The 14,214-nt window shown below is 39.6% G+C and carries 9 protein-coding genes and 1 tRNA gene; 5 read left to right on the top strand and 5 right to left on the bottom strand.

Translation table 11 applies throughout. From position 1 onward, the window contains the following. The first annotated feature begins 164 nt into the window (after nucleotides 1-164). Both HXT52_RS03320 and HXT52_RS03315 read left to right on the top strand, forming a co-directional pair. Complete coding sequence (locus tag HXT52_RS03320) at nucleotides 165-1,553, top strand: PTS ascorbate transporter subunit IIC (RefSeq protein ID WP_421775705.1); 1,389 nt, start codon at nucleotides 165-167, stop codon at nucleotides 1,551-1,553. Nucleotides 1,554-1,767: 214 nt separating this feature from the next. Continuing rightward, nucleotides 1,768-2,496 (top strand): GntR family transcriptional regulator, encoded by a 729-nt coding sequence (locus HXT52_RS03315; RefSeq protein ID WP_308582964.1) that lies wholly within the window; start codon nucleotides 1,768-1,770, stop codon nucleotides 2,494-2,496. A 179-nt stretch (nucleotides 2,497-2,675) separates the two neighbouring features. On the opposite strand, the gene HXT52_RS03310 is transcribed toward HXT52_RS03315, so the two are convergent. The 5 genes from HXT52_RS03310 to HXT52_RS03290 form a co-directional block, all read right to left on the bottom strand. Beyond that, nucleotides 2,676-2,762: transfer RNA gene (locus HXT52_RS03310), tRNA-Leu, on the bottom strand. Between the two features lie 114 nt (nucleotides 2,763-2,876). Continuing rightward, entirely contained in the window at nucleotides 2,877-4,826 is a 1,950-nt protein-coding gene (locus HXT52_RS03305; RefSeq protein ID WP_421775704.1) for an FAD-binding protein, read from the bottom strand. Nucleotides 4,827-4,866: 40 nt separating this feature from the next. Further along, a complete protein-coding gene (gene dprA, locus HXT52_RS03300) occupies nucleotides 4,867-6,522 on the bottom strand; it encodes a DNA-processing protein DprA (RefSeq protein ID WP_421775703.1) in 1,656 nt (551 codons plus the stop codon). Continuing rightward, the gene (locus HXT52_RS03295) at nucleotides 6,519-8,162 is read right to left on the bottom strand and encodes a YifB family Mg chelatase-like AAA ATPase (RefSeq protein WP_421775702.1); all 1,644 of its coding nucleotides are present in this window, start codon (nucleotides 8,160-8,162) and stop codon (nucleotides 6,519-6,521) included. The genes dprA and HXT52_RS03295 overlap by 4 nt, the downstream gene beginning before the upstream one ends. After that, on the bottom strand, nucleotides 8,162-8,710 hold the full coding sequence (locus HXT52_RS03290) for a YraN family protein (RefSeq protein WP_421775701.1): 549 nt from the start codon (nucleotides 8,708-8,710) through the stop codon (nucleotides 8,162-8,164). Before HXT52_RS03290 ends, HXT52_RS03295 begins: the two co-directional genes overlap by 1 nt. A gap of 320 nt (nucleotides 8,711-9,030) precedes the next feature. Here HXT52_RS03290 and HXT52_RS03285 point away from each other — a divergent pair, with 320 nt between their 5' ends. From HXT52_RS03285 to HXT52_RS03275, 3 genes are all read left to right on the top strand, one after another. Continuing rightward, nucleotides 9,031-10,353, top strand: coding sequence for an O-acetylhomoserine aminocarboxypropyltransferase/cysteine synthase family protein (locus HXT52_RS03285; RefSeq protein ID WP_421775700.1), 1,323 nt, complete (start codon nucleotides 9,031-9,033; stop codon nucleotides 10,351-10,353). 271 nt (nucleotides 10,354-10,624) lie between these two features. Next, the gene (locus HXT52_RS03280; protein ID WP_421775699.1) at nucleotides 10,625-11,464 is read left to right on the top strand and encodes an ABC transporter ATP-binding protein; all 840 of its coding nucleotides are present in this window, start codon (nucleotides 10,625-10,627) and stop codon (nucleotides 11,462-11,464) included. Nucleotides 11,465-11,481: 17 nt separating this feature from the next. Continuing rightward, nucleotides 11,482-14,175 carry an ABC transporter permease gene (locus HXT52_RS03275; protein ID WP_421775698.1) on the top strand — a complete coding sequence of 898 codons (2,694 nt, stop codon included), beginning with the start codon at nucleotides 11,482-11,484 and terminating at the stop codon, nucleotides 14,173-14,175. The last annotated feature ends 39 nt before the right edge of the window (nucleotides 14,176-14,214 follow it).

Raw genomic sequence — 14,214 nt, 5'->3', positions numbered from 1 at the left:
GAACCGTGAATTTTGTAAGTGTAGTTTTACTGCGCTACGAAACTAATCGTGTATCTCGAATAGTTTCGCCTACGGTATCGTTTGCGAAGTTTGTAAGATATTTTGCCGCCAATAATTGCGTAATCCGCTCAAACTATATCGATTAATATGGTAAGGAGAGTTACGTGGACGGAATTCTGTCAGTACTGCTCGATATTTTCAGACAGCCATCTGTTATAGTTGCGCTTATTTCTTTTATTGGGCTTGCAGTGCAAAGAAAGAGATTCTCGGATATTTTGCAAGGATCAATCCGTACTCTTGTTGGTTTTCTTGTTTTAGCAGCTGGTTCTGGAGTTATTACTGAAGCGTTGAACCCATTTGGCAAAATGTTTCAATACGCATTTCATGTGCAAGGCGTAGTTCCGAATAATGAAGCAATTATTGGAACTGTTTTATTGAAGTATGGCTCTGAATCTGCGCTTATTTTCTTCTTTGGAATGATTGTTAATATTATTCTTTCTATTACTTCTCGTTTTAAATTTATCTATTTAACGGGTCACGTAGCTTTCTATATGGCAAGTATGCTTGCAGTTATATTTAATGTTGCAGGCTTTAGCATGTGGGAAGTTCTTTTATGGGGCGCAATTGCTCAAGGATTGTTTACGACAATTTCTCCAGCACTGGTGCAGCCGTTTATGAAAAAAGCTTCAGGCAAAGATGATGTTGCTTTAGGTCATCCTGCTGGTACTGGTGTTGCTTTAGGTGCGTTAATTGCAAAAATTACTGCTTCAAAAAAGCGTCCTTCTAAGTCAACTGAGGATATTAAATTCCCAGCAGCATTGGGATTCTTGCGTGATACAACAGTTCTTATCACGCTTTCTATGGCTGTTATTTATATAGTAGTGGCACTTTTTGCTGGATCTTCGTATGTCGAAACACATTTATCTAATGGTCAAAACTTCATTGTTTTCGTTATGTTGAAGGCTGCAACTTTTGCTGCAGGTGTTTATATTATTCTTGCAGGCGTGCAGATTGTTCTTGACGAAATTGTTCCAGCTTTTAAGGGAATATCGGAAAAGCTTGTTAAAAATGCTCGTCCTGCTTTAGATGCACCAATGACTTTTGGCTTTGCTCCTAATGCTGTTCTTATTGGTTTCTTAGCTAGTTTCTTTGGCGGTTTGCTTGGAATGACGCTTATGGCGGTTTTGGGAACGACAATTATTATTCCTGGAATTGTTGCGCATTTCATGGCTGGTGGTGCTGCAGGAGTATTCGGTAATGGTCAAGGTGGAATACGTGGTTGCTTGACTGCATCATTTATTAATGGTCTTTTTATTACTTTCCTTCCGTTGTTCCTTTTGCCAGTGCTTGGCGATTTGGGAAGCGCAAATTCTACATATTCTGATGCGGATTATGGCGTATTTGGTGTAATACTTGGTCACGTAAATATTGTTGGCGGCCGTACTGTTCTAATTTCTGTAATACTTATTGCGCTAATATTGTTCTACTCTGTCTCAATATTTATGAATAAACGCGATTCTAATAATTTTGAAAAAGTTGAAGAAATAAAATAAGTAAGGAAAATAAAAACACAATTAAATAATTGTGTAGACATATAAAAATTAAAAATTTTTTTACTCATTTTCTTATTTATTTGTACATTTTATTGTATGACTGGTAGGATAACAGAGTTATTAGTTTTGCATGAGCCGTTGTTACTACGCTGTGTTTTACACAAACTAGTATCAACGGCTTTTCATGTTATCGTTTAGCTAGGGGAGAGTGATAATGGTCGAAGGTGTTCCTAAATACATTGCTGTGCGAGATAATCTTCGCGCTCGCATTGATTCTATGGAAGCAAACGAACAATTGCCTCCCGAAATTGAATTGTGCAAGCAGTACAACGTTAGTCGCATTACGTTGAGGCATGCTGTAGACACACTTATTGCAGAAGGCTTGTTAGTGCGTGAGCAGGGTAGAGGAACATTCCGTGCGCCTGAAATTATTAATAGTCGTAATAAAGTGTTTATTTCGGATCGTGCGCAAGGTTTTTACGAGCAAAGGTATTCAAGAGACTCTGTTATTACAATAAAAGTTTTAGAAAATGATGTTGTTCATGATGAAGATGCTGCTGAACGATTAGGCTTAAAGCCAACGGATGAGCTTATTTGCTTAAAGCGTTTGCGATACGTAGACGGAGTATTATCGCGTTACAGCGTGCTGTATTTGTCTGCTTCTCGTTTTCCAAAGGTGTTGACTCATGATTTTTCAGAGGAATCTTTAGCTGATTTCTTATTGCATGCTTACGCGGTTCAGCTTGTGGAAAATGAAGTATCTATTTATGTAGAAAACTTATGTGACAGTCTTGCAACAGTAATGAACGTTCCTGTTGGAACTGCAGTAATTGCTGCTCAATCTACTGTAAAAGATAATTTTGGTTCTAAAATTGCGTTTGGTGCAGCAGTGTATACACCAAATTCTGGCGAGATTACTTTCCATTTGCATGCAAATTCGTAAATTTTGCATTGTGTTAGCATGAAGTTTTGTAATTGCCTGTAGAATTTTCTGCGGGCAATTTTCGTATAAGCCATTTGTGTTTGGTTTTGGGCTATAACCCTTGGTTTTCAGTTTTATAGTCTGCCGGTTGTTTTACAAAACAAAAAAGTCTTGCTGATTTCTCAGCAAGACTTATTTCGTGTCCGGAGCGGGACTTGAACCCGCACGCCTGTACAAATAGGCACTAGCACCTCAAGCTAGCGCGTCTACCATTCCGCCACCCGGACAGGTGTTTTAGACAACAGATAAGACTATAACATCTTTTTTGAGTCTTTGCTTCGGCGTGTTGAAAAATTTATGCTTTTTTGTTTTAGTAAAGCATGAATTGCGTTATATCTGCCTTATATTAAGCTATTTTTTGCCGCAAAATTTCCGTCGCTACTTGGTTGAAAATCAACAATATTAATCTGTTTATTTGTTGTATTTCCCTCTAAATCAACGAATGAATGTTGTGGAATAGTGGAAGTGTCATGGTTTGGGTAGTCTTTTCTAAAGAATGATCCGCGTGACTCATGTCTACAAAGCGATGCCTTTAATACTGCTTGTGCAAGCGTTGACATATTGCTTATTTCCCATATTGCTGTAAGTTCTTGATTAAAAATTAAATCTTTACTATGAAGCTTTAAATTTTTTATTTTAGGAAGTAATGAAGCGTGAATTTCTTGTAAAGCTGAGTTAAGTGACTTTTCGTCGCAGGATATTGCAGCAGCTTTTTCCATAATTGTTCCAAGTTCTGAAAATAGTGCATAAGGATTATTTTCTTCGCTTGTATCTGCAGAATTACTTAGGGTATTTATATTATTTTCTGTACCATCTTGCTCAGAATTATCTTCTTTAGTAAGCGTTTTAATCTCAAAAATTTTTTGATCATATAATTTTTCTAGTTCTGTGCATGTTTTGTTGTGTTCACTGTTTTTGTTGCACTCACTGTTTTCGTCGCATTCACATTTGCTACCAGAAATATCGTTAAGTTCTTTTGCCATTGCAATGCCAGCGCGTTTTCCAAAAAGGCAAGCGTCAAGCAAAGAATTTCCTCCCAAGCGATTAGCCCCATGAACTCCAACACAAGAACATTCGCCAGCTGCGTATAATCCTTGAATAATAGTTTGATTATTGTTGTGCCACGTGTAAACTTCGCCATCTAAAGTAATAGGTATTCCGCCCATTGTGTAGTGCGCTGTTGGGCGAATAGGAACTAAATCTTTAGAAGGGTCAATATTAGCGTATTGTTCTATTGTTTCGCTAACTTGTGGCAAAACTTCTTTAATTCGTTCTTTGCCAATATTTGTCATATCTAGCCAAACGCAATCACATTTTGAGTCAGTATTACAATCGCTTGTAGTGTCTTTAACACCGCGGCCTTCTAGAATTTCATTTTCAATAGCTCGAGAAACAATATCTCGAGGGGCTAAATCTTTATGAACTGAATCATAATTTTTCATAAATGATTCACCATTGGAATTTTTTAATACTCCACCTTCTGCTCGAGCTGCTTCAGAAAGTAGCATTCCGGTATGTCCAAGACCAGTAGGGTGGAATTGTATAAACTCGCAATCTTCAATCTGCAAGCCTGCTTTCAAAGCTAATGACATTCCGTCGCCTGTTAAATCCCAAGAATTTGATGTTGTAGAAAATAGTCTTCCAGCTCCGCCTGTGGCAATAAGAACTAACTTTGCACGCATAGAGCGCAATTTGCCTTTGGTAAGATCAAAAGCTACAATGCCTTCAACTTTGTGTGTTTCTTGGTCTATAGCAATATCTGTAACATATAAATCTTCAATAAAAGAGATGTTTTCAGCAACGCATTTTTGCCAAAGACTATACAAAATTTGATGACCAATCCTATCTGCAGCAAAAGCAGCACGCGCAATTGGTTCCTCACCAAAATTGGCAGTATGACCGCCGAAACGACGTTGGTTAATATGGCCATCTTTTGTGCGAGAAAATGCTACGCCATCATGTTCAAGCTGAATAATTGTTTCTGCAGCCTCTTTTGCAAGCAATTTAGCTGCATCCTGGTCGCTTAACCAATCTCCGCCATGAACAGTGTCATAATAATGCCACTGCCAAGTATCGTGTTCAACATTTCCTAGGCTTGCAGCGATTCCGCCTTCTGCTGATCCTGTATGAGATCTTAAAGAAGGTATTTTAGAAATCACTTTTATTGAAGGAGATTTTCCTTGTTCTTTCAATGTTTTGTATTCGCAAGATTGAACCAACCCAAGTGCTGCAGACAGTCCTGCTGCTCCGGCTCCAATAATAATTGCATCGTAGTATTCGCTTGATTGCATACTCTTATTTTCTCATAAGCATAGTCTTGCGGAATGCGTGTTATGCCACTTTTTGCTGCTTTATAACAAAATCTTCATTTTTTCTAAATATAGTTCCTTCCAACTCTAAAAGTGTAATTGCTCCAGAAACTTCTGCAATAGATGGAATGGTGTCTAATTCTTCTTTCTCGTATGAAAGCTTAATAATTTCATAAATGCTATCAATGTTTGAATTTTCACGTTTGCGCTTACATGTAAGAATCGCATTAATAATATGCTTTTGTATTTCAGTATAATTTTCTGATTCACTTGAATTTAATACTTGCTCTTCCTGAACATTGTAGGTTTTATCGCTATTATCAGAGTTGTTAAAAGAGTTGCTTTCTGCTGTTGTTTTACTACTAGCAGTTTTATTCAAAGTTCTCGCTATGTAATGGTGAGATTGTGGGAAAAGAATATCAACATCTTGTTGACCGCACACCATTATTGCTTGTGAATCGTGAATAATTTTATTGCATCCAGCGTTATGAGGTCGATTTATATCTCCTGGAATCGCATACAACTCGCGGTTTAAGTCTGTGGCCCATGTTGCAGTATTCAAAGCGCCTGATTGTAGTCTTGCTTGCGCTACAAGAACTTTTGAAGATAATGCTGCAATAATTCGGTTTCGTAATAGGAATCTGTGCCCGACTGGAGTAGTGTCGGGGCACAATTCGCTTATGCAAGCACCGCCTTTTTCTATAATTTCATCAAAAAGCTGAGAATTGCTTTGTGGACCCATATGGTTCAATCCGCCTGCAAAAACTGCAATTGTTTTTCCGATTGGTTTGTTTTCGCATGCCTCTGTTTGTGCGTCAATTGCGCCCCAGTGGGCTGCTGCATCAATTCCATAAGCGCCGCCAGAAATAATAGTATGCCCTTTTGAAGCGCAGTCGTAAGCAAAACGATACGCTAATTCTCTTCCGTAATCTGTGCAAGATCTAGATCCTACAATTGCAAGCGGATTATGGCATTGAATAAGTGCTTGAGGGTTTCCAATACCCCACAGGCATAATGGTGGAGAAAAGTGGCTTTGAAAAGCCAGATCTTGTAATTGCTTTGGCCAATACTTACTGTGAGGTGCAATAATCCACTGCTTTCCTGAATTAGTGAACCATTTACATAATGCGTTTGGCTCCCAAGTTGGTAGATGTGTTAGTCTAACACACCATTTTGCGAGAGTGTGGTGTAGTGCTTCTAAAGTTTGTGTATTGTTGTTGTCTCTGTATCCCCATGACTTTAATCCCTTATTAAAATAAGATTCTAAAGTTGTTATTGAGTGGTGTTTGCTTATGTGCTTCCACATAGTAGATGTTAGCTGTTGGCTTTTGCTGCGCTTGCCTTTAGACAAGCTAATATTATCCGCGTTTTCTTTAATAGCTTCTTCAATATTTTCTTGGGCTGTTTCATAGCTAGTTTCTTCACTAATAATAGGAAGTTGCATTTGTTGAGCAGAAGATTCTTGCTGTTGGGCTAGGAAACTTTTAACAATAGGATGCAGCAGCTTTACAATATCGTTAGCATGCTGAGTTCCAAGTAAAAGCGTGTACATAATGGCGTCTGCTCCTTCTAAGCAGAACGTTAGTATTGCGCGAGAAAGTGTTTCCTCGTCAATTTCAATAACATTATCAATGCTATTTTCGCAATTTTTATTATTTACATTATTAAGATTGCTCATATTCGTGTCCTTAAACTAATAGCCTGAGCCATGTCTGTCATGTCGGGGGAACTGTGTCCAGAAAGATCTGCTAACGTCCAAGCAAGTCGCAACGCTCTATCTGCTCCTCTTAAACTTAATTGGTGTTTTTCTAATGCTCGATTAATAAGCCCAACAGCCTGTTTAGAAGTGTATTTTCGAAGCCATGTTCCGGAAGCTTGAGCATTGCAATCCCAACCTTGCTTACTGAAACGAGTTCTAGCTACTTGACGTGCTTCTGTTACATTATTGCGCATCATTTCACTTGTAAGAGTTGTGCTCGCTTCTTTATTTGGCCCGTGAACTTGATTGTTTTGGTTTGGTATAACAATTCTTTCCACAGGTGGAACATCCATTTGAATATCAATGCGATCAAGAATAGGTCCAGAAAGTCTAGAAAAGTATCTAGCGCGTTCTCGCTCTTTGCATGTGCATCGCTCTCCGTTTCCGTATGCGTAGCCGCAAGGACAAGGATTTGCTGCAATAACAAGCTGGAATTTAGCAGGATAAAGCGTAGTTCCTTTTGAACGCGAAATAGCAATATGGCCGGATTCCAACGGCTCTCGAAGTGTTTGCAAAACTCTTGGTGAAAATTCTGGAGCCTCGTCCATGAACAGTACTCCGCAGTGTGCGCGAGTTATAATACCAGGTTTTGCAACTCCCGTTCCGCCTCCAATAAGTGAAGCTGCTGAAGCTGTATGATGTGGCGCTTCAAATGGTGGAATGTCACTAATGCCATAGTATGGTAGCGTGCCGCAAAGTGAACGAATAGATGCGACTTCAAGCTGTTCTTGTTCATTAAGAGGACACATAATGCTTGGTATTCGAGATGCGAGCATGGTTTTTCCGGATCCTGGAGGGCCAATCATCATAACGTGATGCCCTCCGGCTGCAGCAACTTGAAGAGCCCACTTTGTGTGTTCTTGGCCAATAACTTCGCACATGTCTCCAATCTCATATTTTGAATTGACTTGTAGTGGTGAAGCGCTTTGATCTTCTAATATTTCAGAGTGCTCACTATTGGTATTGTCTTGCCCATTTCGTTCTAAAACTTGCATGTGCTTATAAACTGGGTCTTCTTCAATAAGTTTTAGGGACTCTTCTTGCAAAGTTCCATGCAATTCGGTTACTAAATCATAAATATGATGTATTCCAATAGTCTCAATACCTTCTACTAATTGCGCTTCCGCAAGATTTTCTTGAGGAATAATCATGCGCTTAAAATGCTTCTTTTTTGCGTAAAGAGCAATAGGAAGCATTCCTTGTATTGGAAGAACTGTGCCGTCAAGATTTAGTTCTCCTAAAATAACGGTATTTTCAAGTTCAGAAAGTGGAATATATTTTTCGGCGCTTAAAATACTTGCTGCAATAGCAAGATCGTATGAAGATCCACTTTTAGGCATTGAAGCAGGAGACAAGTTTACTGTTACTCTACCTTCTGGCCATTTGCAGTGTAAGGCATGATGAGCTGACTTTACTCGTTCTCTAGCTTCGCTTAGAGAAGTGTCTGGAAGTCCTATTATTGAAAAGTTTGGCATATTGCCAGACATAAATGCTTGAAGTTTAATCGTAAAAGCTTTAAGTCCAATAAGTCCAACTGATAATGCGTTTCCAATACTCATTAGAATGCTCCTGGAATATGCGTGAATTGAATATTGCTGTTGTTATCTATTTCTTCTAGCGCTTGAATCATGCATGCAGAATCGCTGTACGTGTATTTGTTTATAACAAGAATTGATACTGCATCAAAACGAATACGGTATCTGGGTATGTCAGTGCCGAATTTTTCTATCCACTGCATGCCTGCTTTACGTAATTTATTACGCTTATCTTGGTTTATTGCTTCAAGCGGTGTGCCGCAACGTACGCTTCTTCGAGTTTTGACTTCCACGAAAACTAATTTTTGTTCCGGCGTAATCATAACTAAATCTAATTCTCCTTGACGCGAATGCCAGTTCCTGTCAATAACATGCCAACCTTGTTGCATTAGGCGCAAAGCGGCGTATGTTTCGCCAAGTTTTCCAAGCTCTTTGCTGTCAACAGAGTCTGATTGAAGATCGTTTGACACTTGTTCAAGTTTTTCTTGCAAAAATACTTGAGCAGTCTCAGCGTCATCAATCTCGTCAAACGAGATAATTTCATCGTCAATAATGTGTTTTTGTGTAATCATGCTGCTATTTTCTGTGCTTATTGAGCAGTAATCCAGATTTTTTGAGCATTGTGGATAAAAGCTATATACGGCGTGTTGTATTAGAAATTCACTATATTTTCTGTATTTTTCTAAAACAAATTTCGCTATTTTTTGCAAATTGTTAATTCGTTATAGGTAATTTTGATAACCGTAGGTATGTACGAATGAACCATAATGGCATACTGTCGTTATCACTTAAATAAAAGTGTAAACAGAAAACAGAAAAGTAAGTGGATGCACAAAGCAAGCTGAAGCAAACTAATCTACTGTTTAAAAAGTTGAAAAACTGGAGGGGTATTATGAGCGCTACTGAAGAATTGCAAGGAAAGTATCATTTTGAAACATTGCAATTGCATGTTGGCCAAGAGCAGGCGGATCCGGCAACTGATTCTCGTGCAGTTCCTATTTATCAAACAACAAGCTACGTATTCCATGATTTTGATCATGCTGCAGCTCGTTTTGATTTGCGTGACGCTGGAAACATTTATGGTCGTTTAACGAATTCTACTCAAGATGTTTTTGAGCGCAGAATTGCGGCTCTCGAAGGTGGAACTGCTGCTTTGGCTGTTGCTTCTGGTGCGGCAGCTGTAGATTATGCTATTCGTAACATCACTCAGCAGGGCGATCACATTGTGTCTTCAAAGAATGTGTATGGTGGAACTTATAACCTTCTTCGTCACACTCTTCCTAGAGATGGTGTAACAACCACTTTTGTGGATCCTAAGAATCCTCAAAACTTCGAGGATGCAATTCAACCAAATACAAAGCTCGTATACTTTGAAACTTTTGGTAATCCTAATGCTGATTTGCCTGATTTTGAAGCTATCTCAGAGATTGCGCATCGACACAACATTCCTGTTTTTGTTGACAATACTTTCGCAACTCCATATCTTTTCCGTCCGCTTGAGCATGGTGCAGATATTGTAGTTGAGTCTGCTACGAAATTTATTGGCGGCCACGGCACAACTCTTGGTGGCATTATTGTTGAAGGCGGCAATTTTGATTGGGCTAAAGTTCCTGGAAAATTCCCAACTCTTACTGAAGCTGACCCTAGCTATCATGGTTTGAACTTCTATGAAGCTTTAGGATCTGTGGCTTTTGTGACTCGTATTCGTGCGATTATTTTGCGCGATACTGGCGCTTGCATTAGCCCGTTTGCTGCGTTCTTGCTTTTGCAAGGCACGGAAACTTTGAGCTTGCGAGTTGAACGTCACGTTGAGAATGCGTTGAAGGTTGTGAAATATTTGCAAACTGTGCCAGAAGTTGAATCTGTAAGTCATCCTTCTATTGAAGGTCGTTCTGATCACGAGCTTTATAAGCGTTACTTCCCGAACGGCGGCGGCTCTATTTTCACGTTTGATATTAAAGGTGGAAGGGATGCAGCTCGCGTATTTATTGACAATTTGCAGCTTTTCTCACTTCTTGCAAATGTTGCGGATGTAAAATCGTTGGTTATTCATCCTGCATCTACTACTCACTCTCAGGAAACTCCTGAAGAGTTGGAAGATCAGGGCATTCATGAGGGAACTATTCGCTTGTCTATTGGAACTGAACATATTGACGATATTCTTGCCGATTTGCAGCGCGGATTTGACGCGGTTTGTAAAGCAGGTCTTGCTTAAAAAGAAAAGAGAAAGTAAAGCAAAAGTTATTAATTAAAAATATTCCTGGAGATCCATTACCGTTTTATTCGGAGCGCATTCGTATTTGTATGCGCTCCGATTTTTTGTGTATATTCTTTAAATTTGCGCATCATACTTTAGGATGAGACGCTAATTTTTTCTAAATAATTTCCGCCTTACGTACGATGGTAATCAGCCGTATTTTCCCGTAAATTTAAGTATTAGCAATAGATAACTATGCGATTACTACTTTTTAAGAAAAGGAGCAGTTATGAACAGTCCGTACGAAGTAAGCTCATACGAGCAAGAAAATGCTTTAGATTTTAGAGCAGATTTTAACCAAAACTTGATTGGTGAGACGGCAGTTGCAGCTTTGCATGTTGTTAAAGATTTTGGTAAGGGCGCGGGCATTGTTCACGCTCTGCGAGATGTAAGCGTAAGTTTTGAACGCGGCAAGTTTACTGCGATTATGGGCCCGTCTGGCTCTGGAAAGTCAACTTTAATGCACTCTTTGGCTGGTCTTGACAGCGTTAATTCTGGAAAAGTTTTGGTAGATGGCCTAGATATTACAGGCATGAGCGATAAGCAGCTTACGCTTATGCGACGAGAAATGGTTGGATTTATTTTCCAAAGTTTTAATCTTCTTCCAATGTTCAGCGCTGAGCAAAATATTCTTATGCCTCTTACTTTGGCGGGCAAAAAGCCAGATAAGCAATGGTTTAATACTTTGGTTAATACTCTTGGCTTGCAAAATCGCTTAAAGCATAGGCCTGCTGAGCTTTCTGGTGGCCAGCGCCAACGCGTTGCAATCGCTCGAGCTTTAATCTCTAAGCCTTCCGTAGTTTTTGCAGACGAGCCTACCGGAAATCTTGACTCTGCTTCCAGCTCAGAAGTTTTGCATTTCTTGAAGAAGTCCGTAACTGAGCTTGGTCAAACTGTGATTATGGTTACGCATGATGCTGTTGCAGCCTCTTACGCGGATCGTGCAATCGTGTTTGCAGATGGTCAAATCGTTGAAGATGTGCAAAATCCTACTGCGGAAGGTATGAGCAAGATGCTTATGGAACGCAGTGAGGCTGGTATTAGTAATCAGTCTGCTCAATTGCAATAAAAGGTGGTGAAGTTAGAATGTGGAAAATCGCGCTAAAACTTATGCGTAAAAGCGTACGCATGCTAATCGCCTCTGGAATTGCAATTCTTATAGGCAGCATGTTTATGAGTGCTACTTTGCTTTTTGTAAATAGTGTTGACGACTTGATGGTTCGCAATGCAACGGAAGAATTTCATAGCGCAAATTATGCAATCTCATCTAAAAGCTCTAACAGTTCTCCGAATAGTGGAATTCATTATAAAGACCTTCATTTAGACGAAATATCGAAGATGCCTGGTGTCAACGGTATTCGTAGTAACGATGCGACTGCGCTTGTAAGAGTAGAAAAAGGTGATAAATCAGTTACGAGCGCTGCTTGGTCTAGTGGTTTGTATGGAAATCTTCCTGTGTATAAATCAACAGAAGGTAGAGATCCGCAAAAAATAGGCGAAATTACGCTTATTAAAAGTATTGCTAAATCCATACATGCAAACATTGGCGATACTATAACTTTGGTTAAAGTAGATGACACTGGCGGAAATAAAGAAAAATCGTACGATGTTCGTGTGGTTGGTCTTGTTGACGATGGAGAACATTCTCAAATACCATTTTCAAATCGCGGCATATATCTTGGCGGCGTAACGAACGATTTTTGTGCAAAACTCAACAATCTTAAGAATTTTGATGATCAAGTTGTGCAAAGCAAAGTGTATATGAGCATCGATGAATCTAAAATAAACGATTTATCTCCTAAGATTAGTGCTTTGCTTCCAGAGCAATTTTCTCTTATGTCTAGGCATGATGTTGGTGTAAGAGCTGTTCGAAATGTGTCCAACGGCACTAATTTTGTAACCATGTTCTTGCTATCTTTTGGTGTTCTAGCGTTGCTTATTTCTTCGCTTGTTATAGCAAACACATTCCAAGTTTTGGTTGCTCAACGCAGACGCACTCTTGCGCTTTTGCGCGTAATTGGCGCACAATCGCACCAGCTTTATGCGGCAGTTTTGCTTGAAGCTGCAATACTTGGAGTTATTTCTGCAGGTGTTGGCGTGCTTTGCGCAATAGGATTTATGGGCGCAATTAGTAACTTGAATATTAATTCTGGACCATTATCTAAGATTCCTTTGATTGTTTCACTTCCGGCGGTTGTGTGGCCAATAGTAATTGGTGCGATTGTAACAGTTCTTGCATCTATGGGTGCTGCTCGATCTGCTACAAAAGTAACGCCTATGGAAGCGTTGCGTCCAATGGATTTGATTAAAGATAAGCGTGCAAGCATTATTCGCGCTGTTTTTGGTGTTCTATTTATTGTTGTAGGTATTTTATTTGCGGCCTTAAGTGCTACTTCTTTGGCAAGCATGATTGCTCAGCAGTCGCCTAATGCTGGTGCTGACTCTTGGAGAACTTTGCTTGTGGCAGTTTTTGGATGCGCGCTTGTGTTTATTGGAATTATTATTACAGCAACATTCTGGATGCCGTTTGCTATGAAGGCAACTGGCGCAATCATGGCACTTTGTGGGCCTGCATCTAAAGTTGCCAACGCAAACGTGCAACGAAACCCTAGAAGAGTTGCTGCAACTGGAACGGCTTTGCTTATTGGCGTAACGCTTGTTTCTACAGTAGTAACTGGCGCAATCTGCGGTAAAGCAACTCTTAAAGGTGTTGTTGATGACCGTTACAGTGTTGACATTATTATTCAAGGCAAGAATGTTGATGAGTCTTTAGCTGCCGATATTTCAAAGATTAGTGGAATAAAGCATACTGAGTTGCTTCCTGCAGTTCCTATGACTTTTAAGAACGCTAAGGGCAAAACTGAGTACGCTATGGCAGCTGGAGTTGATAATGTAAATCAACTTAGAAATGTAATGCACACTGACCTTGATGGCGTCAATATAAACAGGGATTCTGTGCTTTTGCCTAAGTTTAATGATGAAGGTGGAGAGCCTTTTGACCTTAAAAAAGGAAACCTTAATCTGCAAGCTTACGTAGAAAAATACAGTTCTGGTGAAGATAGTGTAGAAAATGTTACTCCATTTACTGGCATGAATACAGACTCTAGTAATAACGATAAGAGCATTACTGTAAAACAAGTTCAGTTTAAGACGTATCGAAATGTTGGTGTGTATTCAAATAATACTGCTTTTGTGAGCAAATCCTACTTCAATAACTACCTTAAGCCTACAACGCATATTCTGCTTATTTCGGTAGATTCTAGCAAAGCTAATCTTGTAGATATTGCTAAAAACATTCAAAATGTTACATCTAGCTATGCGGAGGTTATGTCTACTGGAAGCGTGTTTGAGCGTGCAAAGTGGGAGAGTGCTATCGACGCAATGATGATGGTGCTTGTTGGCTTAATAGCAGTAGCTGTTGTGATTGCTTTAATAGGCGTTGCAAACACATTAAGCTTGTCTGTTATTGAGCGAACCAAAGAATCTGCAACTTTGCGCGCAATAGGCATGACGAGAGGCCAAGTTAGAAGGTCTCTTGCGTTGGAGGCAACGTTGATTTCCTTAACAAGCACTGTTTCCGGTTTGATTGTTGGAACAGCGTTTGGGTGGATTGGATCCTACATGGTGTTTAGCGTAATCGGCAAAGTTCCGTTTGTAGTTGATTGGACTATTTACGCGGTTCTTGCTCTAATCGCTTTGCTTGCAGCGCTTCTTTCCAGCGTGCTTCCAGCTCGTAGAGCAGTGAAGTCTTCGCCAGTAGTTGCGCTCGCGGAGGACTAAATTTCACAAAAACTATATGTGAAAGATAGTCTGTAGAAG

This window comes from Gardnerella sp. KA00288 (assembly GCF_049244085.1).
In the GTDB taxonomy this organism is placed as follows: Bacteria; Actinomycetota; Actinomycetes; order Actinomycetales; family Bifidobacteriaceae; genus Bifidobacterium; species Bifidobacterium greenwoodii.
The sequence above is the reverse complement of the archived record's forward strand: the minus strand, read 5'-3'. Positions and strand labels throughout refer to the sequence as shown.

Bases quoted from the DNA above. Each gene is read 5' to 3' on its own strand.
- HXT52_RS03315 (WP_308582964.1), top strand. From the start codon at position 1,768: ATGGTCGAAGGTGTTCCTAAATACATTGCTGTGCGAGATAATCTTCGC.
- HXT52_RS03305 (WP_421775704.1), bottom strand. From the start codon at position 4,826: ATGCAATCAAGCGAATACTACGATGCAATTATTATTGGAGCCGGAGCA.
- dprA (WP_421775703.1), bottom strand. From the start codon at position 6,522: ATGAGCAATCTTAATAATGTAAATAATAAAAATTGCGAAAATAGCATT.
- HXT52_RS03295 (WP_421775702.1), bottom strand. From the start codon at position 8,162: ATGAGTATTGGAAACGCATTATCAGTTGGACTTATTGGACTTAAAGCT.
- HXT52_RS03290 (WP_421775701.1), bottom strand. From the start codon at position 8,710: ATGATTACACAAAAACACATTATTGACGATGAAATTATCTCGTTTGAC.
- HXT52_RS03285 (WP_421775700.1), top strand. From the start codon at position 9,031: ATGAGCGCTACTGAAGAATTGCAAGGAAAGTATCATTTTGAAACATTG.
- HXT52_RS03280 (WP_421775699.1), top strand. From the start codon at position 10,625: ATGAACAGTCCGTACGAAGTAAGCTCATACGAGCAAGAAAATGCTTTA.
- HXT52_RS03275 (WP_421775698.1), top strand. From the start codon at position 11,482: ATGTGGAAAATCGCGCTAAAACTTATGCGTAAAAGCGTACGCATGCTA.